Annotated in this window: 22 protein-coding genes and 1 pseudogene; 14 read left to right on the top strand and 9 right to left on the bottom strand. The window is 67.2% G+C overall.

Translation table 11 applies throughout. From position 1 onward, the window contains the following. Nucleotides 1-4: 4 nt before the first annotated feature. Genes ABZ909_RS40025 through ABZ909_RS40015 form a run of 3 tightly spaced genes read right to left on the bottom strand, consistent with a single transcriptional unit; the run spans nucleotide 5 to nucleotide 4,478 of the window. Complete coding sequence (locus ABZ909_RS40025; RefSeq protein ID WP_357011004.1) at nucleotides 5-2,509, bottom strand: FtsX-like permease family protein; 2,505 nt, start codon at nucleotides 2,507-2,509, stop codon at nucleotides 5-7. Next, nucleotides 2,506-3,207 (bottom strand): ABC transporter ATP-binding protein, encoded by a 702-nt coding sequence (locus ABZ909_RS40020; protein ID WP_357011003.1) that lies wholly within the window; start codon nucleotides 3,205-3,207, stop codon nucleotides 2,506-2,508. The genes ABZ909_RS40025 and ABZ909_RS40020 overlap by 4 nt, the downstream gene beginning before the upstream one ends. Nucleotides 3,208-3,254: 47 nt before the next feature. Beyond that, entirely contained in the window at nucleotides 3,255-4,478 is a 1,224-nt protein-coding gene (locus tag ABZ909_RS40015) for a geranylgeranyl reductase family protein (RefSeq protein WP_357011001.1), read from the bottom strand. A gap of 135 nt (nucleotides 4,479-4,613) precedes the next feature. On the opposite strand from ABZ909_RS40015, the gene ABZ909_RS40010 reads away from it, so the two are divergent. The 8 genes from ABZ909_RS40010 to ABZ909_RS39975 are packed head-to-tail and all read left to right on the top strand — an operon-like array spanning nucleotide 4,614 to nucleotide 11,222. Continuing rightward, entirely contained in the window at nucleotides 4,614-5,663 is a 1,050-nt protein-coding gene (locus tag ABZ909_RS40010) for a polyprenyl synthetase family protein (protein WP_357010999.1), read from the top strand. Between the two features lie 35 nt (nucleotides 5,664-5,698). Then, nucleotides 5,699-7,042, top strand: a complete 1,344-nt coding sequence (locus ABZ909_RS40005; protein ID WP_357010997.1) for an FAD-dependent monooxygenase — start codon at nucleotides 5,699-5,701, stop codon at nucleotides 7,040-7,042. After that, nucleotides 7,039-7,806 (top strand): maleylpyruvate isomerase N-terminal domain-containing protein, encoded by a 768-nt coding sequence (locus ABZ909_RS40000; RefSeq protein ID WP_357010995.1) that lies wholly within the window; start codon nucleotides 7,039-7,041, stop codon nucleotides 7,804-7,806. Before ABZ909_RS40005 ends, ABZ909_RS40000 begins: the two co-directional genes overlap by 4 nt. Beyond that, nucleotides 7,764-8,333 (top strand): hypothetical protein, encoded by a 570-nt coding sequence (locus ABZ909_RS39995; RefSeq protein ID WP_357010993.1) that lies wholly within the window; start codon nucleotides 7,764-7,766, stop codon nucleotides 8,331-8,333. The genes ABZ909_RS40000 and ABZ909_RS39995 overlap by 43 nt, the downstream gene beginning before the upstream one ends. A gap of 5 nt (nucleotides 8,334-8,338) precedes the next feature. Further along, nucleotides 8,339-9,505, top strand: coding sequence for an LLM class flavin-dependent oxidoreductase (locus tag ABZ909_RS39990; RefSeq protein WP_357010991.1), 1,167 nt, complete (start codon nucleotides 8,339-8,341; stop codon nucleotides 9,503-9,505). Beyond that, nucleotides 9,502-9,924, top strand: a complete 423-nt coding sequence (locus ABZ909_RS39985) for a hypothetical protein (RefSeq protein ID WP_357010989.1) — start codon at nucleotides 9,502-9,504, stop codon at nucleotides 9,922-9,924. The genes ABZ909_RS39990 and ABZ909_RS39985 overlap by 4 nt, the downstream gene beginning before the upstream one ends. Continuing rightward, nucleotides 9,908-10,906: a hypothetical protein gene (locus ABZ909_RS39980; protein WP_357010987.1), complete on the top strand. Its 999-nt coding sequence runs from the start codon at nucleotides 9,908-9,910 to the stop codon at nucleotides 10,904-10,906. Before ABZ909_RS39985 ends, ABZ909_RS39980 begins: the two co-directional genes overlap by 17 nt. Beyond that, nucleotides 10,872-11,222 carry a hypothetical protein gene (locus ABZ909_RS39975; protein WP_357010985.1) on the top strand — a complete coding sequence of 117 codons (351 nt, stop codon included), beginning with the start codon at nucleotides 10,872-10,874 and terminating at the stop codon, nucleotides 11,220-11,222. Before ABZ909_RS39980 ends, ABZ909_RS39975 begins: the two co-directional genes overlap by 35 nt. Nucleotides 11,223-11,487: 265 nt before the next feature. Here ABZ909_RS39975 and ABZ909_RS39970 read toward each other — a convergent pair whose 3' ends face one another. The 3 genes from ABZ909_RS39970 to ABZ909_RS39960 all read right to left on the bottom strand — a co-directional run bounded on the left by ABZ909_RS39970 (nucleotide 11,488) and on the right by ABZ909_RS39960 (nucleotide 12,757). Continuing rightward, nucleotides 11,488-11,811, bottom strand: a complete 324-nt coding sequence (locus ABZ909_RS39970) for a hypothetical protein (RefSeq protein WP_357010983.1) — start codon at nucleotides 11,809-11,811, stop codon at nucleotides 11,488-11,490. 107 nt (nucleotides 11,812-11,918) lie between these two features. After that, a complete protein-coding gene (locus ABZ909_RS39965) occupies nucleotides 11,919-12,173 on the bottom strand; it encodes a hypothetical protein (RefSeq protein ID WP_357010981.1) in 255 nt (84 codons plus the stop codon). A gap of 290 nt (nucleotides 12,174-12,463) precedes the next feature. Beyond that, nucleotides 12,464-12,757: a hypothetical protein gene (locus ABZ909_RS39960; RefSeq protein ID WP_357010979.1), complete on the bottom strand. Its 294-nt coding sequence runs from the start codon at nucleotides 12,755-12,757 to the stop codon at nucleotides 12,464-12,466. 1,040 nt (nucleotides 12,758-13,797) lie between these two features. Here ABZ909_RS39960 and ABZ909_RS39955 point away from each other — a divergent pair. The 3 genes from ABZ909_RS39955 to ABZ909_RS39945 all read left to right on the top strand — a co-directional run bounded on the left by ABZ909_RS39955 (nucleotide 13,798) and on the right by ABZ909_RS39945 (nucleotide 15,118). Beyond that, the gene (locus ABZ909_RS39955; protein WP_357010977.1) at nucleotides 13,798-13,968 is read left to right on the top strand and encodes a hypothetical protein; all 171 of its coding nucleotides are present in this window, start codon (nucleotides 13,798-13,800) and stop codon (nucleotides 13,966-13,968) included. Nucleotides 13,969-14,065: 97 nt separating this feature from the next. Beyond that, nucleotides 14,066-14,344 (top strand): hypothetical protein, encoded by a 279-nt coding sequence (locus tag ABZ909_RS39950; RefSeq protein ID WP_357010976.1) that lies wholly within the window; start codon nucleotides 14,066-14,068, stop codon nucleotides 14,342-14,344. Nucleotides 14,345-14,662: 318 nt separating this feature from the next. Beyond that, on the top strand, nucleotides 14,663-15,118 hold the full coding sequence (locus ABZ909_RS39945) for a hypothetical protein (RefSeq protein ID WP_357010974.1): 456 nt from the start codon (nucleotides 14,663-14,665) through the stop codon (nucleotides 15,116-15,118). Here ABZ909_RS39945 and ABZ909_RS39940 read toward each other — a convergent pair. Then, a pseudogene (locus tag ABZ909_RS39940) lies at nucleotides 15,115-15,582 on the bottom strand (transposase); the annotation flags it as partial. The gene ABZ909_RS39945 and the pseudogene ABZ909_RS39940 sit on opposite strands and share 4 nt — an antisense overlap. A gap of 362 nt (nucleotides 15,583-15,944) precedes the next feature. Between ABZ909_RS39940 and ABZ909_RS39935 the strand changes: the two are divergent. Further along, the gene (locus ABZ909_RS39935; RefSeq protein ID WP_357010972.1) at nucleotides 15,945-16,673 is read left to right on the top strand and encodes a TetR/AcrR family transcriptional regulator; all 729 of its coding nucleotides are present in this window, start codon (nucleotides 15,945-15,947) and stop codon (nucleotides 16,671-16,673) included. Between the two features lie 10 nt (nucleotides 16,674-16,683). On the opposite strand, the gene ABZ909_RS39930 is transcribed toward ABZ909_RS39935, so the two are convergent. Together ABZ909_RS39930 and ABZ909_RS39925 are read right to left on the bottom strand one after the other, a co-directional pair. Continuing rightward, a complete protein-coding gene (locus ABZ909_RS39930; protein ID WP_357010970.1) occupies nucleotides 16,684-17,430 on the bottom strand; it encodes a hypothetical protein in 747 nt (248 codons plus the stop codon). 26 nt (nucleotides 17,431-17,456) lie between these two features. Further along, a complete protein-coding gene (locus tag ABZ909_RS39925) occupies nucleotides 17,457-18,164 on the bottom strand; it encodes a hypothetical protein (protein ID WP_357010968.1) in 708 nt (235 codons plus the stop codon). A 244-nt stretch (nucleotides 18,165-18,408) separates the two neighbouring features. Here ABZ909_RS39925 and ABZ909_RS39920 point away from each other — a divergent pair, with 244 nt between their 5' ends. Beyond that, nucleotides 18,409-19,056 (top strand): TetR/AcrR family transcriptional regulator, encoded by a 648-nt coding sequence (locus ABZ909_RS39920; RefSeq protein ID WP_357010966.1) that lies wholly within the window; start codon nucleotides 18,409-18,411, stop codon nucleotides 19,054-19,056. 145 nt (nucleotides 19,057-19,201) lie between these two features. Beyond that, nucleotides 19,202-21,115, top strand: a complete 1,914-nt coding sequence (locus ABZ909_RS39915) for an alkyl sulfatase dimerization domain-containing protein (RefSeq protein WP_357010964.1) — start codon at nucleotides 19,202-19,204, stop codon at nucleotides 21,113-21,115. The last annotated feature ends 31 nt before the right edge of the window (nucleotides 21,116-21,146 follow it).

The raw sequence follows: 21,146 nt of genomic DNA, 5'->3' as shown, positions 1-21,146 counted from the left end.
TCGGTCAACGATTCGCCAGCGCTTCGACCACGGTCGTGCGCCCGGCCCCCAGCGCCGGAACGAGCGCTCCGAACAGACAGATCGCCACCGCGCCCACCGCCACCAGCGCCGCGACGGGTGAGACGGTGAACGGCACCGGGAATCCAGTCACGATGCCGAGCACCTTGCAGCTGAGGTATTGCAGCGCGAGGCCCGCCACGAAACCGATGGCCCCGCCCACCGCGCCGACCGCCATGCCCTCGACCAGGATCATGGACGTGGTCTGGCTGCGCAGTGCCCCGATGGCCCGCAGTACGCCGATCTGCTGTCGTCGTTCCAGCACCGACAGCGTGAAGGTATTGAGCAGTCCGATGGCGGCGACCGCGGCGATGATCCACTCCAGCGCGACCGCGATGATGCCGGCCTGCCCGATGGCCGAGGTCGTACCCCGCACCGCCTCATCTCCGCTGTAGACGTACATGTCCCGAGGCAGCGCGGCCTGCAGCTGTTTCATGACCGCGCCACGATCCGCGCCCTGGCGGATCGTGACTTCGTAGTAGGTCGCGCCGAGACGGTCGTACCAGGATTGCAGCTGCGGCAGGCTCATCGCCGCTGTGCCGCCCGCCACGCTGATCGTCGAAATCACTTGGAGCACATGGACTTGGTGCGGGCCCGAGGGCGTGGTGAGGGTGATGTCGGATCCCTCGGTCCAGCTGCGCGCGCGGGCGAGCTGTTCGGAGATCACGATGCCGTCCCCGGCGAGCACCCGCTCGCGCGTCTGCTCGGACATCGCCGCGAGTGTGACCGCGTGGCTGCCGGGCATGAGCCCCTGCACGGTTACCTGGCTCCCGCCGAAGTCGGCGTAGGTCCATTGGCCGGGTATCACGGTCACCGCATCGGCTACCTTCCCGATCGCCTCGGCCGCCGCCGGATCGATGAGGTCTCCGGCCGGCAGCACATCGGCGGGGGTACGGGTGACGTAGATGTCGGTGTCGGCGAGCGAGGCGTAGGAGCTGGTCGCGGAATTCGCCATGGCCGTCAGCGCCCCCGACACCCCGACGGCCACCGTGATGGTGACGACGACGGTCGCGACATTGGTCCAGGTGCGGCGCGGCACCCGGGTCAGGGTGGAGGCGGCCAGCAGACCCACGGCCCCGAACGGCGCGGTGATCCGTGCACAGCAGGACACCAGGGTTTGTGTTCCCGCGAACATGACCGCCAGCACCCCCAGCGGCAGCGTGGCCGCGGCCACCAGCACGGCCTGCCCGTGCGCGAAGGAGACGACCGCTGCCGTGATGACCAGCAGGACGACGCCGAGTGCGCCGATCACCCGACTCAGCCGTGAATCGGTCCGTCCCGCGGTGATCGAGCCGCCGAGCGCGCCGACCGGCGACATGCGATAGATCTGTACGCCCGCACCCGCCGCGGCGGTCGAACAGCACAGCAGGGCCGCGATCAGCGCCAGCAACGGCACATACCAGGCGAGGCTGTACTGGATTGTGGCGCTGATGGATTGGATGGCGAAGGCGGGCAGGTAACCGATTGTGGTTCGGCCGACCGCAAAGCCCAATCCGATGCCGATGCCGCCGCCGACCAGCCCCCACAGCGCCGCTTCCGCGAGCAGATGTGCATACAGCAGTGTCGGATTCGCGCCGATCGCGCGCAGTACCGACAGCAACTTGCTGCGCTGCCCGATCGACATGTGCATGGTGTTGAACATCAGAAACACCGCGACCACGAACGCGACCAGCACCACCATCAGCGAGGAGGTGCTGATCAGGCTGGTGGACCCGGCCGCCGCCGCGACCGCGTAGTCCGGGCTCGACACCAGGTATCGGTCGGTGAGCAGGGTTCGCAGGTCACGTTGTACGCCCTCACGGTCGGCGCCGTCGGCGAGGACGACCTGCACTCCACTGACTCGGCCGGTGGCCCCGATGAGCCGCTGGGCGGTGTTCAGCTGCGCGAGCAGGAACTTCCCGGCGTCCAGTCCGTCGTTGCGCACGACCCCGACGACCTCGACCTCGCTGCCGCCCACAGTGATTCGTTCGCCGACCGTGAGTCCGGTCGCTGAACCGGCCAGCACCGCGTTCGGCTTGCTCAGGAACTCCGGGTGCGCGGCGACCGCGGGCAGGATCGACTCGGTGAGCCGCGAACCGAGGGCCGTGATCGACGCGTCCGAGCCGAGCAGCAGGGCCGACGCGGTGCTCCCCGCCCGCTCGAATTTCACCGGCCGCTGCACAACCGGCACAGCCGCCGAGACTCCGGCTATGCGCCGGACCTCCGTGGAGATCGATTGCTCGACGCCGGTGTCGGTGGTGGCGTGCACGGTGAAGGCGGCGCGCCCGGCGATGGCGCTCGAAAGCTGCGCCACCGAGGTCGTGATCGAGCCGTATGTGCTGAGCACCGCGACCAGCAGCGTGGTCGAGACGGTGACGATGCCGACCAGGATCAGCGTGCGGGCCCAATGGGTGAGACTGTCGCGTAGCGCCAGCACATGGAAGCGCAGTATCGGCGACGGCAGTAGCGTCACGGGCGCACCTCCGTTACCGCGTCCTGCTGAATCCGCCCGTCGAGCAGGTTGATTCGGCGCGTGGCGGCCTGTGCCGCGCGAGGATCGTGGGTGGCCATGATCACCGCGCGGCCCGGGTCTGCGGCGATCTCGCGCAACAACGCGACCACGTCGTGGCCGGAGTGCGAGTCCAGATTGCCGGTCGGTTCGTCGGCGATGACCAGGGGTGGATCCATGGACAACGCCCGCGCCACCGCCACCCGCTGGATCTGCCCGCCGGACAACTCGGCCGGGCGATGCCCGACCCGGTCCGCGAGACCGACCCGCTCCAACAGGGCCACCGCATCGCGGCGCGCCCGCACGTACGACCCGCCGTCCAGCAGCCGTGGCACCGCCACGTTCTCCCAAGCGGACAGCGTGGGAATCAGATTGAACGCCTGGAACACGAATCCGATGCTGCGCCTGCGGAACAGCGCTTGCTCCTTGTCGCGCAGCCGCTCCACCGGGCGGCCCCGGAAGAGCACCGCACCCGACGTCGGGCGGTCGAGCGCACCGATGACATTGAGCAGGCTGGTCTTTCCGGACCCGGAGGGGGCCTCGATGGTCGCCATCTCCCCCGCGGTCACGATGAGGCTCACGTCGGTCAGTGCGGGTATCTCCTGGGTGCCGAGCTGATAGACCTTGTGGATAGAGCGCAATTCCAACAGAGGTGCATCCATGGGATCGTCCTTTCACACAGGGCCAGGGCAGCAGCTCGGGAAGCCGATCAACTGAACGGTGGTCGGGAATCCAGGTGGATCGATGCCCGCCCGCTCACCCGCCAAAGCCGTGCCGCCACGTCACGATCCTCCTCCGTGACGAGGTTGCCCATGAGTCGCAGCATGACGTCGACCACTCGCTGGTAGTGGATGGTGGGCCGGCCGGCGTGCCACATGCCGGGCACCGTCGCGATTCCGGCGATGCGGCGGGCCAACGAGAACGCCAGGCCGTATCGATCGCGCAGGATCGCGGGCCAGGCGTCGGTGAGGTCCGGTTCGTCGAGCATCTCGGCCACCAGGCGTCCACCCTCGAGACCGTAGTCGATGCCCTCGCCGTTGAGCGGGTAAACGCAGCCGGCGGCGTCGCCGATCAGAGCCCAATTGCGCCCGGCGATACCGGATACGGCCCCGCCCATGGGAATCAATGCCGAGGTGACTGCCCGCACGTCACCCTCGAAACCCCATTCGGGACGGAGATCCTCCGTGTAGCGCTCCAGCAGCGGCCGAAGCGCGACGCGCGATGGGCGTTTGGCGGTGGCCAGCGAACCGACGCCCACGTTCACCTCGCCGCTGCCCAGCGGGAATACCCAGCCGTAGCCGGGCAGCAGGCTGCGATCGTGATCGCGCATCTCGAATTGGACCGTGATCCAAGGGTCCTCGCTGCGCGGGGTCTTCACGTAGGCGCGGGCCGCGACGCCGTAGACGGTGTCGCGGTGCCAGACGCGGCCGAGTCGCCGACCGAGTGGGGACCGTACGCCGTCGGCGACCACCAGGGTGCGGCAGCGGATTCGGTGTGATCCGTGACCGGTGTCGAAGCTGACCGCGGTAACCCGTCCCTCCTCGAGGGTGGCGTCGACCGCTCGTGCGCCCTCGATCATCTCGGCGCCGGACGCGACGGCGGCCTGGCGCACGCGGTCGTCGAGTTCGGCGCGGGGCACGGCGCTGCCGAGCGCCGGATAGGACCCGGACGGCCAGGGCGCGAGCCGTTCCCGCCCGAATCCGCGGATGCGCACCCCCTTGTTGAGCACGCGTGATCGCAGCCACTCGCCCATCCCGAGTTGATCGAGTTCTGCTATGGCCCGGGGCGTCAGGCCATCGCCGCAGGTCTTGTCGCGCGGGAACCGCGCCGCGTCGGCGAGCACCACCGACCGGCCCCGTCGCGCTGCCCAGGCGGCCGCAGAGGCGCCGGCCGGTCCCGCGCCGACAACGAGAATGTCTGTGTCACTGTCCATTTCACCCTACCCCGAGATAGGCGACACTCCGCGTCGAGATCATACGTCCGTGCGCCGTGCCGCATATCTTGGCAGAGATCGTGATTCATTTGTTCGGGATGCGAACTGTGCTGTGAGACACTATCGTCAATCGATATGCAGGACGGGCGGGGACTCATTCAGCCATCCGAATATTCTTCTCTCGACGGCGAAACCAGCGTTGCCGGTGTGGATCTCGGTGATCTGGGAGTGGCGGGCACCGTGCGCGCGGGCTTGGCTGCCGTGGAACGGGCGCTGGAAAGCGAACTGGCGCACGATGATCCACTGCTGTCCGAGGTGGCGATGCACCTGATCCGCGCCGGCGGGAAGCGCTTCCGGCCGCTGTTCACACTGCTGGCGGCGCAATTGGGGCCGAATCCGGAGGATCCGCTGGTGGTGGTCTCCGCCACCGTGGTCGAACTGGTGCACCTGGCGACCCTCTACCACGACGACGTCATGGACGGCGCACACGTCCGCCGGGGCGCGCTCAGCGCGAATGCCCGGTGGGACAACCGGATAGCAGTGTTCGGTGGCGACTACCTCTTCGCGCGCGCCTCCCGGCTCGGCGCTCGTTTGGGCCCGGACGGAGTGACCACCATGGCCAATGCATTCGGAGAACTGGTGGACGGACAGGCGCGGGAAACCGCGGGCGCGGCACCGGATTCCGATCCGATCGGACACTACCTACGGGTGGTACACGAGAAGACCGGCTCGCTCATCGCCACCGCGGCTCGCTACGGCGGGTTGTACTCGGGTGCGTCCGCAGGCGACACCGAACGGCTCTACCGCCTCGGCGCGGCCGTGGGCACCGCCTTCCAGATCGCCGACGACATCATCGACATCACCTCCGCCGCCAGCGAATCCGGGAAGACGCCCGGGACGGACCTGCGCGAGGGAGTCCGTACGCTGCCCGTGCTCTATGCGCTCAGCGCCGACAGTCCCGAACGAGACCGGCTGCGTGAATTGCTGGTGGGCCCGGTCGAGTCCGAGGGCGATGTGCTGGAAGCGCTGGCACTGCTGAGTGATTCGGCCGGACTCGCGATGGCCAGACAACGGCTCGCCGAATACGCCGACTCGGCTCGTGCACAGCTGATCGAACTGCCCGACTGCCCCGCCAACACAGCGCTGCGGCGACTCGTCGACTACACCGTTGAGCGCGCCGCCTGACTCCGGCAACCCGTAACACGAGAAGGGGGACTCCTGTGCGTTCCGGATACGACGTGGTAGTGGTCGGCGCCAGATGCGCAGGATCAATGCTCGCCGGACTACTTGCGAAGAGCGGCCTGAGCGTACTGCTCGTCGATCGGGCCGAATTCCCCAGCGACAGTGTGTCCACGCACATCATGCAGCTCAACGGTGCGGCCATCCTGGCCCGCCAGGGCCTGACACCGCAGCTGACGGCGACCGCGCCGGCGTTGCGTGGAATGAACGTCAGCATCAATGGAATCGACCTGTCGTGCGACTTCCCGCTGCGGCCCGGCGACGGGCCCGGCGCGTTCTGCATCCGCCGCGACACGCTGGACGAGGTGCTGCTGGGCTTTGCCGAGGCGGCGGGCGCAGACATCGAACTCGGTGCCGCCGTGCAGGAATTGACCATCACCGGACGCGTGGTGACGGGCGTATCCATCAGCACCCAGGACGGTGCTACCCGGACCGTGCGCGCTTCCCTGGTGGTCGGCGCGGACGGCCGCAATTCCACGGTGGCGCGCGCGGTGGGCGCGCGCCGGTACAACACCGTGACCGGCGACCGGTTCGTGGTGTGGGCGTACGTGCCCAATGCCGAACTGCCGCACGAGGACCGGATCTCGTTCATTCGCAACGGCGAGGACATCATTCTCAAGGCGCCGTCGAACAATGGGTGCCATATGGTGGCCATCAATCCGCCGCTGAGTCTGATGGCGGAGGCCAAACACGACCCGCACGCGCTGCTGCACACCACGCTGCGGGCCGCGCGGCAGACCGTCCCCGACGCGAGCGCGCTGGAGCGCAACCGGCCACGGGTGCGCATGGTCGGCCGCTCCACATCGTATTTCCGGGAGGCGGCCGGGCCCGGCTGGGTGCTGGTCGGCGACTCCGCGATGTACAAGGATCCGTGCACCGGACAAGGCATGTCCGACGCCTTCCGGCACGCGGAACAGCTGTGCGCCAGCATCACTCGCGGCTTCGCGACCGGCGCGCTGGACCGGGAACTGCGTCGCTGGTGGATTCGCCGTGACCGCGACGAATCACGCACCTACGGGTTCATGAACTATCAGGGTCGCACCGGGGACGTCACCCCGTTCGAACGGATGCTGCTGGAGCGGCTGTCCCGCGATGCCAAGAAGCGCGAGGCGTTCGCGAATGTCTTCGCCCACCGAGCGGTGCCGGTCTACCAGTTTACGGTGCGTGCCGGGCTGACGCTGTGCGCGGCCTCGATCGCCGACCCGAGGCAGGCCATCCCGCTGTCCGCGGATGCCGCACGGTTGTCGTTGAACGAGATGCGGTGGTGGTTCCGGTTGCAGGCCTCGGCCGTGATGCGTCCCCGACAGCACGCTGCGACGGCATGATGAACCCGGCGCTGTGGCGCGAACTCGATACCGCCGTCGAGGACCTGCGGGCCTTGCTGCCGGGGCAGGATCCCGGGCGGACCTGTGTCGGGCACTGGACCATTCACGACACCGCCGCCCATGTGCTGGACGGCTTGCGGCTGCACACCGACATCCTGCGTGGGACGCCGTCCCCTGTTGACCTGGACGCGCCGGACGAGTACGCGCTCAAAGGCATCGCGGCCTGTGCGGGCATGTCGTCGGAAGAGATCGGCGCCGAGATCGAGCGCAGCTGGCGGATCTTCCGCGACGAAGCCGAATCCCATCCCGGCAACGACGAATTATCGTGGCACAGTGGCAAACCCATCGCGGCCCGAACCCTCATCGCATTGGCCGTGGCCGAGGTGGTGCTGCACGGATTCGATATCCACTCCGCGGCCGGCAGCGCCTACCGTCCCTCCGATGAGCTGGCCGCGACGATCCTGCTCGCGGTGGTGCCGGTCGCGGTCCTGCTCCAGCCGTCGGCACGGGTGCCGCGCGTCGAACTGCGGCTGCGCCGCCACGGCTCGGTCTTCCTGCACCGGGCCGACGGGCGCCTGGTGGTCGGTACCCGGCGGTGGCCGGGCCCGCCCGATTGCGTGCTGATCATCGAACCTCTCGCGGCCCTGATGTTCTCCTACGGCCGTTACGGATTGGCACGTGCCATGGTGACCGGCCGGCCGTTCGCTTATGGACTGCGACCGTGGACGGCGCTGTCGCTGCGGCGGATGCGGCCGACCGCATGAGCATCGTGCTGATCGCCGCCGGCGATCATCCGCCGCCCGAGCTGCAGCTCGTCATCGACTATCGGTGCCCGTTCGCCTACCGGGCACACGAGCGGGCCGTCCGATCGCTCGGGGAACCGCTCGGAATCTCGTTCTACAACCTGAATCTCGGCCTGTGCCCGGACCCGGACCGGCTCTTGACCGAACCGCGGCATCAGCGGGCGCTGCTGGCCATGCGTGCCGTCCTGGTGTGCGCGCTGACGAATCCGGCGACCGCCGTGACCGTTCACCTGAGCATGTTCGAGGCATTCCATCGCGACGGGCACAGCCTGCACCGCCCGCAGACCATCGAATCCGTCCTGGCGGCAGCCGCATTCGATCCGGACCTGCTCCAGGACCGCGCCCTGGCGGCCGAGGTGGATCGGCGGCTGGCCGTGGATCTGCGTCAGCAACTGGATCGCGCGGTCACCGGTGTCCCGGCCTGGTTCCGCCGCGACCGGCGTATCGAGACCGACACCCACCTCCCGACTTCTGACGAAAGCAGGTAGGGCATTTGAAGTTCGGCAGTTTCATCGCGCCGTTCCACAGCACCTCCGAGACAGCGGCCTTCGCGTTCGAACGGGATCTCAGACTGGTCGAGGCGCTCGACGGGCTCGGCTTCCACGAGGTGTGGTTCGGCGAACATCATTCCGGCGGTAGCGAGATCGTGGGCAGCCCGGAGATCATGATCGCCGCCGCTGCGGCGCGCACGCGCGGTATCAGGCTCGGAACCGGCGTCATATCGCTGCCCTACCACCATCCGCTGCTGGTGGCCGACCGCATCGTGCAACTCGACCACCTGACCCGGGGGCGCGTCGTCTTCGGGTTCGGGCCGGGGGCGCTGCCCTCCGATGCGCTCATGATGGGGATCGATCCGGTGCTGCTGCGTCCGCGCATGACCGAGGCGCTGCCGTATGTGTTGGATCTGGTCCGCGGAGACGGGCCGGTCAGCGCGGAAACCGATTGGTTCCGGCTGGATTCGGCGCGACTGCAGTTGCGGCCCTACACAGTCGGTGGACCGGAACTGGCGGTCGCCTCGATGCTGTCCCCCTCGGGTCCCGCGCTGGCCGGAGAGCTGGGCCTCGGCCTGTTATCGCTGAGCGTGGCCTCCAAGGGCGGCTCGTCGTTCCTGGCCAACCACTGGAAAGTGTACGAGGCCGAGGCGGACACGGCCGGCCGCACGGCGGATCGCGCCGGATGGCGCTGTGTCGCACCGATACACATCGGTAGCACGCGTGACGAGGCGCGGCGGGAGGTCGGCTTCGGGCTGGCCGAATGGCTGGACTACTTCCAGCGGGTGGCGGCCTTGCCGGTGGGCCTGAGTGTCGGTGCGGGCGAGGACGTGGTCGACGCCATCAATGAGTCGGGGCTCGGCATGATCGGCGACGTCGACGATGTCACCGGTTTCCTGGACCGAATCCAGAACAGCTCAGGGGGATTCGGCACCTTCCTGGTGCTCGGCCACGATTGGGCCGACGAGCGGGCGACCGTGCACTCCTACGAATTGCTCATTCGCAAGGTCGCCCCGGCCTTCGCCGCACCCACCGCACAGGAGGAGTCCAAGAGCGTACTGGTCGGCAACCGGTCCGCCCTCATCAACGCCGCGGGTGGCGCGGTGACGGCGGCCATCAGGGGCTATCGGGCCAAGGCCGCCCAGCGCAATGGAAGTGCGCCACAGTGAAACACGAATTCCTTTCCGATGAATGGCTGACGGCCGTGACGGGGCTGCGTGCCGGTTTCCCCGAGGTCGAGATCCCCGAGCAGGTCCGGCAATTGGCGGTGAACTTCGAGATCACCGACTGCCGCTGGGGCGTGCGCCGATTGCACTTGGACGGCACGGTCGATCTGCGCCTCGGCGCGCTCGCGCAACCCCGGACGGTGGTGACCATGACCTACGCCGCCGCCCGCGACCTGTTCGTGAACGCCGATATCGCCGCCGCGCTGGAGGCGTTCATGGTCGGTGACATGGATGTGGAGGGCGAGATCGCGCCGCTGGTGGAAATGCAGCAGACGGTGGCGGTGCTGACCGCGAATCAGGCCGCCTTCCACGACCAGATCGTCGCACTGACCGCGGAACCCGGCCATGACGCGGCGCTGTGAGGTGTTGCTGCTCGGCCACGGGTACACCGGCCGATTGATCCGGGCGCAACTGATCGACCGCGGGGTCGAGGTCGTCACCGCGGACCTGCGGTCGATCGCCGACGAGCGCGTCGATGCCCGTGCGACGGAATCGGTGCGCGCGGCGCTGACCCGGCATCGCCCACGCTGGGTGGTGAACGCCACCTCCCGGATGATCGACACGGCGGTGCCCACACTGTGCGCCGCCGTCGCCGCGGGCTGTGGCTATCTCGATGTGAGCGGTGAGCCCGCCTCGATCGCCAAGCTGTACAAGGCATTTCCCGCCGCGCCGGTACCGGTGGTCGCGGGCTGCGGATTCGAATTCGCGGTGGGGGAGACGGCGTTGGAGCAAGCCCTCCGCTCGGTTTCCGGCCCTGCGCGCACCGTCACCGTCGACTATCACATGCGAAACTTCTGGCCCAGCAACGGTTCTGCGCTGTCCGGCCTGACCATGGCCGATGAACTCGGCCGTGCCGCCTTGCTGCCCACGGCGGGGCGCTACTACCAGGACTGGCCGGGCGGCGAACGTGTGGTGGCCGCGCGCCGCCACCCCGAGACAAGCGTTGACATCCGTTTCTCGATCGGCGCTCGCGGTTGGGCCTCCTACCTGCTGGGCTTGGCGGCTCCCCGCGACACCCCGCTGCTCAGGTCCCTCCTGACGCTTCCCGGAACACCCTCTGGCCCGCCGGGTTTCGTACGACGACGCTGCGCTTACACCATTACGGCATTGGCTACGGCGCCCACCGGATCCGGCTCGGCGGTGGCCGAAGGCACCGACCCCTACGGACTGAGCGCCCGGCTGGTAGCGGATGCCCTGGCCCTGCCGATCCCACCCGGCGTCCACACCCCCGTCCAGGCGATCGGCCCGCACCTGATCGAGCATGCAACCGATTTCCGAATCACCTGGCACAGAAGGGCTACCACCCGTCATGACCACGACGACTCTCACCCGGCGCTGGGGTAGCGCCATCATCACCGAATCCGACGACCCGGCCGAATTCACCGTTCGCGCGGTGGGCTATGTGGGACTTGGCCTCATTCGCGCCGACTACACCGCCGCCAAACGCTATGCCCAACACCGCACCACCCCTTGGACCTACACGGTCGACGTCCGTGCCGTCACCCTCCCCAACCCCATCAACATCCTCTACCTCTCCCGTCTGCGCCACCTTCCCCGAATCGCCGAGTATCGCGTCATCGCCTCCCCTGGCCTCCAATACCGCCTGCTGCGCTTGGCCGCCGGCCTCGTCGGCGCCACCGTAACCACCGACGACGCCTGACGCTCGCGGATAACGCTGTCGCACCGACGCGATCACCAGCGCCGCTTGCGATTTCGGGATCACCCCCGTCGCCCACCGCGGCGTCGAACGCCTGCGCACCGGAGTTGTCCAGCCCGAAGCCGCCGTCAGCTACTTCCCCCACGCACTGCGCACCGAATCACCGTCGTGCCACGCACCCAGCCAGCGTGACCGGTTCACGGAAACCGCCACTCAGCCTGAGAAGCACTCGCTGACGGACACCCAATCGCCGCTGGCGGACCGCAGGTCAGGCGTTCGCGCTCCGCCAGCTCACCTGAGAACTCTCACGTCCGGCCTCAGCTCCGACTGCGCCCGCTGCCACAGGTGTGGCAACGTCCGGATCGGTGCGGTCGCGGGTGTCGCCACCGACCTCGCGTGTCCCGAGTGCTGCGGTCACGAACGATGCGACCAGCGGCCGGCGGTCCTGCTCGTTCCAGGCGAGGACCAGGCGGCTGGGTGGCGCGTCGGTCACGGGGACGCAGACCAGGCCGGCCGGCACCGGTTCGACCAGCGAGCGGGGCAGCACCCCGATCATCCGGTCCACCGCGATCATGTGGAGCAACTGGACCACGTCGGCGACCTCACCCTGGAGTCAGGGTCGGGCCGGGGCAGACGGCGTTGATCTCGGCGGCGAGGACCCCGAAGAACTGGCCCGCTACATGATCGCAGCTGTCGAACTCAGGTAGGACACATGGCGCTCGGGACCAATTTCCAACCGAGCAGCTCGGACCATCCCGAATTCGAAGCAACAACGCTGGTCGCACGCCCAAGCGGACCATCGCCGCCGATCTTTGCCGTCCTCTCCTCCTGGGCTGCATTCCCGAGGGATTCGGTGAGCGTGCCGGCGTGCCATAGTGCGGCAGCGACGCGTGCTGCGAAAAGCGTGTCGTCCTGAAATGGTTCGACAAGGGCGAAAAAATCGTCCTCGGTCACACCCGCTGTGCGGACCTGTTCAGCGAGTTTGCGTGAGCCGAACTCGGTGTGGCGGTGCCGGACCCGCCACCGCCGGCGCCCGTGGACACATGGCCGGTGTCGAATCCGTTCGACGCCCTGATGCAGCTGCGGTGCAATGGCGGCAGCTACTTCTTCTGACCGGGCAGCCTCGATAGGAACGACGGTCGCGGCAAGTTGCGGCGACCGTTGCTCTCAGCGGTTTTCGTGCTCACCCAGCAGACGAATTCAGACCACTTGAATACGAGCCCTTACCGGTCTCGCACCCCGAATCAGGAGGCGGACTTGGGCTTGCCCAGGTTGCTCACACCGTTGATCAGATCGAGGACGTTGACCATGGCGTGGGTACCAGTGTCGATTGCCGAGCTGCCGGAGGAGAGCATGGCCGAACCGGAGGACGAGCCAGCCGAACCCGAGGACGAGCCGGCGTCAGCCGAACCCGCGCCCAGGCCGGTGGCGGGGGAGCCGGCAGCGGGGGAGCCGGCAGCCGAGGCCATCGCGACCGGGCCGAGGAACAGGGCGGCGGCAGAGAGGGTGGCGGCGGCAATGATCTTGCGAGAGAACATGTATGTGGTCTTCCTTTCACAGACAGATAACGACGCCATCGCGGCGCATATTGATATGTTATGGAGAAGAGATCTGCAAGGCCACCACTATTATTGTGCAAACAGTCACAGTTAATAATGAGCTAACGGCATGTTTTGCTGAGGTAACGCTATTTGATCTTCATTCCGCCCGCGAATTCAATGATCGAATTCGATTGCTTTTTCTACGGTGCCGCGTATCGGCCTGCGGCCGAGGAGATCTCGTAGCGGACCTCCGATCCCGGCACCGCGCGACCTCGAGTTGAACGACACGGTCGGGCACCCGTTGGCATGACCGCGATCCGGCATTCCCGAGCGAGGTGTCGCGCGATGCAAGGGGCGCGACACGCTCAGAACGTAATGCCTTTCTGGACGTTGTGCTACACGGGCCGGCGGCTCGGCGTGACCCCACTGCAGCGCGTACAGCGCGCCGCCGCACCCCTAGATGGTCGCGTCGGTGCCGGTTGACATGGCGTCTGACTGCAACGGTAAGAAGGAAATCGTCCTCGGTCACTCACTATGCGGACCTGTTCAGCGAATTTCCGTGGGCCAAGCTCGGTACGGTGGTGCCGGACCCACCACCGCCGGCGCCCGTGAATACACGGCCGGCGTCGAATCCGTTCGACGCCCTGATGCAGCTGCGGTGCAATGCCGGCAGCTAGTTCCCGTCCTCGAGCAGGCGATGCCCGTGGCAGCAGCGCACCGGTGCCGGTTCGCTCCAGCCGCTCGCGGTGCGCATCAGCCGACCCGGCGGTACCGCCACACCATCGACCCGTTGCCAGGTTTCGGCCGACAGTTGGGTGGGTTATCACCAGCTGGCAGTCCGGCCGATCGGACCGAAGGCGGCGCGTAGGTGGCGTTGGCGCAGGAAACGGTACGGTGACCGAAACCGCCGTCAGGGCGTGGTCCGTGGCTCATACTGACTCGGTCAGGTCTTCGCAACCAAAGTTGGTGCGGCACAACGTTATCCAGTGGACGCGCCCACTGATTCGCTGTTCGAGGGCGCATGCACCCTCTGACCCTTGACCGGCCTTACGCCCGGGCTCGCTGTCGCCGCGGCCATCGGGTTCGTACTTCTGGAAGTCGGCGCGATCCCGGTCCATCTGACCGGCGCAGACCACAAAGTCGCCCTCAGCATCACCCTTCTTCTCGCAGCAGCCGTGACCGTTTGGCTCGCAACGATCTGGGTGTGACTTCGCGGCGCGAAACGTCCCATACGGCCGCGAGCCGCGCGGTGGTCGGGCCCAGAGTCGGCCTGCGGCATACCTTCTGCTGCCCTACGCTTCGGCCGTGCCCAGGATCAGATTCACCAACCCGCACTCGGACAAGCCATTCCTGGTCTGGGTTGAGCCGTGGGCAGAGGAGTACTGGCTACGCCCGGGAGATGCTTTCACCATCGAGTTCGATGAAAGTGACTTCGCAGAACAGATGATCGGCAACGCAGACTTCGAAGTGTCTTGGTGCGACTTCGGGATCTTGGTGTGGACAGCATCGGGCAAGGACGTCGCGGTACTCGACCGGTCAGGCACCAAACTCCAACACGGCCACCAGCGCCCCAGCGAGAACTGAACTCCCGCAGTATGCGGTGGGCGTGCGCGGTCGGACTGCTGCTCGCGCGTTGCACATTCGGATGCCAATCGTCCAAACCGTCTGCGCCGCAGCTACGTTAGCGTGGTTCCAATGCGGTCATGTTGTGGTGAGGTCGACGCATGGAAGAACGTGGCCTTGATTCGCGCCTAGGGTGTGTCTCCGAATAGCCTGAGCCATTCGATGGGCTGATGAGTCCGGCGTGTCCGTCGTGCGATGATTCGGGTTGTGGGCCAGGTGGATTTGTCGGCAGGTTGGCTATCACGGTGGTGCGATGCGGTCACGGCCGAGGTGGAGAGGGTGACCAGCTCGTTCGAGGCGACTTTCGGCTACCCGGCCGGTGATAACAAGGTTCGTCTTGTGGACGAAGCTGATTTGGCTGCGGTCACCGAGCTGGCCACGGTGCCGGTAGCCGCCGCTGACTTGATGGCCTTCTATGGTTACGTGGGTGAAGTCGTACTGGGTGACGTCGGAAACGGCTATTTCATCCATCCGGCTCAGCTGACGTTGGGACATTACCGGGAGCAAGGCACCGTCTTCCTGCCAGCAGACGAGAATCCGCACGGCTTGGTGTTCGCTTCCGACGGTGGGGGCATCTTGTTCGCGGCCGATTCGAAAGGAGCCGTTCACCGTTCGAGCGCTGCCTCCTTCAGCAGTGGCTTCGAGAGAGTCACCGAAAACCTGACAGAGTTTCTCGATTTGATCCACCGGTCTGTCGTTCGATTCGCAGCCACCGGTGAGCCCGGATTGATCTAGAGCGTTCTGCTGGTCCCGACGCGGGCATGGATGACGGCGCAGGCCGATAGCACGCCGCCGAGGTAGGTCAGCGCGTACTTGTCGTAGCGCGTCGCGATGCCTCGCCACTGCTCGAGTCGATTGAATCCTTGCGCGACAGTGTTGCGCAGACCGTAGAGTTCGGCGTCGAACGCCGGGGGTCGGCCTCCTGCTGATCCGTTCGCCTTGCGGCGGGCGATCTGGTCTTTGCGCTCAGGGATGGTGTGTTTGATTCTCCTGGAACGCAATTCGGTTCGTGTGCTGGGATGCGAGTATGCCTTGTCGCTGAGCAGCCGGAAGTCGCGGCCGGGCTCGCCCGGCCCGCGACGGTTCTGGGCGTAATCATCGAGCAACCCCACCGGTTGCGGGTTGTCCCCGGCCTGGCCAGCGGTCAACCGGACCGCGACCGGGGCTTGGCGCCGATCGGCCAGAGCATGGATTGGGGATGGCGGCCTGTGGCGTACCGGCCCAGCCGCGGACTGCGGCCGCTCATCCGTGCTGCGGCACCGCCATGTCCGACAGACTCGTCCGGACCCCCGAACGCCCCGAACGAACGCGGTCCAGATGGTCGGTGACGCTCCTTTCGCCCGGCCATCGTCTATGGCGCGAGAAAGGTTCGGCTGCAACCGAATAGGGAGTACGGCACCACCATCGCTGACTCGGCGAGGCCGGGATGATCGGTCCACGGGTGAGTGGGTTCCGTGCGGTCGGGGTCCACGACTGGTCCACGGGCTGAGGGCATGCGCAGGCTATCGGGATCAACTTGGGTGCCACTGCCGGCCTCCCCGTAGACCGGTAGCAACGGGTCATGGCCGCGGTCCTGGCCGGTCGCAGGGTGCGGTTCGATTCTGGATGTGGTGTTCGAATTCGTTCGTGGTGTCCACGATGGTTACGATCGTGTGCAGTGCATCGGCTTCGGGAAGGGGTTGTGGTGGTGGAAGATCGCCGGAAGCGGCGTAGTCGTCGGCAGCTTCGCGAGGCGTTTCTGTCCTTGGTGCTGGAGCGTGGATACGCGGCCATCACCGTGGAGGACATCACCGAACGTGCCGATCTGGGGCGGGCGACCTTTTATACCCACTACGCCGACAAGGACGCACTGCTCGATCACATCGTCACCGAGCTGATCGAGGAGATGCAGCGGCGGCTGGATCCGGTGTTCGGTGTGACGGAGCAAGGATTCACAGGCAAGGCCGTGCTGGAGTTGTTCCGCCATGCGGCGGAAGAACACGACGCCTATCGGGTGGTGCTGCGCGGAGAAGGCGACGGCCGGGCGTTGCGCCGGTTCGTCGAGGACCGCAGCGCTGCGGCCATCCGGGCTTTTGCCGCCCGGTCGGAGGCTCAGGCTGTCGAGCCTCGTGTCGATGTCGGGATTCTGGCACGGGCGTGGGTGGGGGAGTTGCTCACCAATCTGTCGTGGTGGCTCGAATCGGGATCGCCGATGAGCGCCGAAGAGGTGACCGGCCAGCTGTTCGATGTCTCGACGCGGGGCCGTTATTGGGCGTCGGGTTTCGACGGGGAGCCTCCCGCTCGCGCCTGACCCGGAGGGCTCAGTGACCTGCGGATCCGCTGGCGGAGCCGGTGATCAACGGTTTGAGCGACAGCGGCGGGATGCGCAGGGTGGCGTCGGGGACGCCGGTGCCGTCGGGATCGAGCAGGCCGTCATGGTCGGCGTATTCGCTCTGGCCGGGTTCGGCCTGCAGGGTCGTCACGTACTTCCACAGTCCCTGTGCGAGCGCGGCCCCGCCCAGTGTGAGGGTGGCGGCCAGGCCGCCGCCGCCCGCGAAGGCCAGGATCGCCGCCGGGACTGTCGCCAGGCAGCCCGGGCCGACGATCAGGCAGGAACCGAGTCCGATCACCGCGCCGACGAGGGCGCCGATCACGAAACCGCCGACCGTGGCCGCCAAGGAGGCCTTGGTCATGTTGCCGGCGAAATCGGTGAGCGCCAGTTGATTCTCGCGCGGCGAGGCTATCGGGTGGAGTCCGCTGTCGGGGGTGAGTACGAGGGTACGGCCTGCGTCGAGGATCTGCTGACGGATCGGATGGACCACGCCGTCGAGGTCGAAGGCCAGCGGCAGGGCCAGTACCAGTTGCCCGGCGCTGTCGTGTGCCAGCACCGAGCGCTGATCCGCCGAGAGCGTGAAGGTCGCGTCGTCGAGGGTGGTGACGACGGTGCCGTCGACCACAGCGGCGGAGTAGCGGGCCGGGGTTTCGGGTTCGGCATTGGCCGGGGGCGTGGCGACGAGCAGTGCCGTGCTGGCCGTGATTGCGGCGAATGTCGTTGTGCGGAGGTTCATTCCGAGTCCTTCTGGATTGCGGTGGCTCAGTTGTCGGCGTGCGCGGGGACGCCGCCGGGCTTGTCCGTCACCTGGGGTGCGTACTGGGTCTGCCCGGGTTCGGCCCGCAGGGTGGTCCAGTAGTTGAAGGCCGCCGCGGCCGCGGTCGGGCCGCCCGCGAGGACCAGCCCGGCGAGCCCGCCCACGGCCCCGACCATGCCGACGATCGGCAGCACCGTGACCACGCAGCCCAGGCTCAGCACCAGGCAGGATGCCCCGGCCAATGCAATGCCGACCCCGATACCGGCCACCGCGCCGATAGCGGTCCCGACGAGGCTGCCGATCGAGGTCCCCAGGCTGACGGCATTGATGAGGTCGTTCATGGCCAGCTGATTCTCGAGCGGCGAGGCAACAGGGCGCAGCGCGGATCGGTCCAGTGCGGTCAGGTTCGGGGTCAGCCGTAGGGTGCGGCCCGCGTCGGAGATCTGCTGCGTCAACGGGAGGCGTTGCCCGTCGAGGGTGAAGGTCAACGGCAGGGAGTCGACGGTCCGGCCGGCGGCGTCGTGGATCGCGATCGACTGCTTGTCGTCGGTCAGCGTGAACATGCCCTGCTCGACTGTGGTGACCACGGCACCGTCGAGGAGTTTCGCGTGGAATTCGGCTGCTTCGGGCGCGGTGTCCGCTGCGGCGGTCGCGGTGGTGGCGATGCTCGCGGCCAGGACGGCGGCGGTCAGGGTCGCTCGGCGCATGTTCATGGGTGCTTCCTCATCTCGATCGGCGTCGTATTGCCTGAGCCATCGTTATTGGACTGACTGTCTGAAGATGGACTCGATGACTAATTCGGGCAATGAGTCTGGGACTGTAGATGTGAGGTAGCCCACTCGTCAACCGTGTGCACGACGTCCGCACTCGAGCGCTCCGGCCGGCAAGGCCGAGGTGCCCATGCCGTGTTGATTTCGGGTTACCGGCGGCACTGCCCGAGTGAGCTAGGTTGACGTGGTGAGCAACTCGATGGGCGCTGAATCTCCGGCAACGGCCACCCGCTGGGCGGGCGTGGGGATGGATGCGCGGCGCAGCGAACGTCGGAAGTTGCTCGTCGAGGCCGGTTTCGAGTTGTTCGGCACCGAAGGCGAGGGAGCGGTTACTGTGCGCGCGGTATCGCGTGCCGCGCGGTTGCACACCCGCTACTTCTATGAGAACTTCTCGGACACCGGTGAGTTGCTGGGCGCGATATTCGACTACGTGGTCGCGGGGCTGGTCGAGCATGTGCGCGCGGCAATCGCGCCGGATCGGGGTCCGGCGGGCCGGCGGCCGCTGATCGTGCGATCGGTATTGGAGTTCTGTTCGGCCGATCCACGTCGGGGCCGGGTGTTGTTCACCGAGGCGCGCGCCAATCCTGTGCTGACCGAACGGCGCGAGGCGGCGCAGCGGATGTTCATCGATGTGGTGCTGGAACGCAGTGCCGCTGAGCGGCCCGACGAGGATCCGGGCCGGGCGCGGGTCGGCGCCGCGATGGTCACGGGTGCGTTCGTCGAGGTGATCCAGGAGTGGATCGCCGGCCGGCTCGGCACCGACGTGGACGCGGTCGCCGATTACACGTCGGAGTTGTCGCTGCCACTGCTGGCCCCCTTCGAATCCAGGCTCTGACCGCCGCGATAAGTCCGGCGCGGGTACCCGGCCGTCGTTCTGCGCTCTTTCGTCGCGGGTGACTTGCACAACAAGTCTGGCTACAGGTGTATCCAATAGTTCTATTCTGGACACGCATGTAGCCAAATCTTGAACGGAGGATCCTTTGAAACCGGCAACCGAGATCACCGCCGCCGCCAACCGGGCCGCGGCCGAGTACTTCCCCTGGCAGGATCGCGCGGACTATGTCGATGTCGATCGAGGGTTCATCGCCGGATTCGCCGACGGCCTGTTGCGCGACAGCGAGGGCCGCATCCAGTACGACCAGCGGCCGCTGGACTACATCACCGATGACGCGCCGGTCCCGGAGAGCGTGCATCCCAGCCTGTGGCGGCAGTCGCAGCTGATCAAGCGCAGTGGCCTGTACAAGGTGGTCGACGGGCTGTACCAGGTGCGGCTGGGGGCGCATCTGACGTTCGTCGACGCACCGGACGGGTTGGTCATCATCGACACCGGTACTGGAGTCGGGCTGGCCAAGGCGGCACTGGAGTTGTTCCGCGCGGAGCTGGGCAATGACAAACCCGTTGTGGCCGTGATCTATACGCATACGCACGCCGATCACTTCGGCGGCGTCAAGGGTGTCGTCGACGAGGCTGATGTGGCCGCGGGCCGGGTGCCGATCATCGCGCCCGGCACCATCGAATCCTTCGACAAGCACGCCTTCGGGGAGAACCTCATCGCCGGCAATGCCATGCTGCGCCGCATGGGCTACACCTTCGGCGGGCTGCTGCCCCAATGTGATTGCGGCAGAGTCACGATGGGCTTGGCCGCCGGCTCGGAGGAGATCGGCACGGACATGAGCTACCTGTCCCCGACCGACCCCATCACCCGTACCGGCGAGGTGCGCACGCTCGGCGGCTGGACCTTCGAATTCCTCTACGCGCCCGACACGGAGGCGCCCGAGGAGATGCACATCTGGATTCCCGAGATCAAGGCGCTCACCTGTGCGGAGAACGCCAACCACTCCATGCACAACATCCAGACCATCCGCGGCGCACGCACCCGTGACGCCCGCAACTTCGCCCGCTACCTCGACGAAACCCTGGTGCGCTGGGGCGATCAGGCCGAGGTGCACTTCGGCCCGCACTCATGGCCGGTGTGGGGCAACCAGAATGTGGTGTCCTTCCTGGAAGGCCAGCGCGACATGTACAAGTTCATCCACGATCAGGCGCTGCGGCTGGCCAATCAGGGCCTCGACCCGCTCGAGGCCGCCGAAATCGTGGAGTTGCCGGATGCGTTGGGCAAGAAGTGGTTCAACCGCTACTACCACGGCGGTCTACACCACAATGTGCGCGGCGTCTTCCACAAGGAACTCGGGTTCTGGGACGGCGATCCGGCCACCATCTACCCCCTGCTGCCGCAGGACAACGCCGAGCGGCACGTCGACCTGATCGGCGCGGACCGGATCCTGGCCGAGGGCCGCAAGGCCCTCGGCGCCGGCGACTACCGTTGGGCCGTACAGATTCTGCATCACCTGGTCTTCGCCGATCCGGACAACGCCGAGGCCCGGGAATTGCAGGCCGACGCCTACGAGCAGCTCGGCTACCAGGCCGAGGTGCCGCAGTACCGGGCGATCTTCCTGACCGCCGCCCTCGAACTGCGCGAAGGCATCCAGGAGCGCGGCGCGGTCACCGCCGACGTCCCCGACGTGGTCTCCGCCATCCCGATCGACCTGTTCTTCGACTACCTCGCCATCCACGTCGTCGGCGCCAAGGCCGCCGACGTCGATATCCGAATCAACTTCACCTTCACCGACTGTGATGCCGAGTGGACCATGTGGGTCCGTAACGGCGTCCTCAATGCGCGCCCCGGCCACGTCGCCGACGTCCGGACCACACTCACCGGCACGCGAATCGCCATGGCGGCCCTGCAGCATCCCGCCGCCGCCCGGGCGGCCATCGAGAACGGCGACCTCCGCATCGAGGGCGACCCCACCCAGCTGCTCGCCCTCGCCGCCCTCCTGGAGCCCTTCGACCCGGACTTCGCGATCGTGACACCGGGGCGGCAGACCGGCGACTGAATCATGCTGCCCGGCTGGATGTTCCGCTCTT

This window comes from Nocardia sp. NPDC046763, from assembly GCF_040645495.1.
Classification (GTDB): Bacteria; Actinomycetota; Actinomycetes; order Mycobacteriales; family Mycobacteriaceae; genus Nocardia.
Note: the sequence above shows the minus strand (reverse complement) of the source record. Positions and strands in the feature narration are given on the sequence as shown.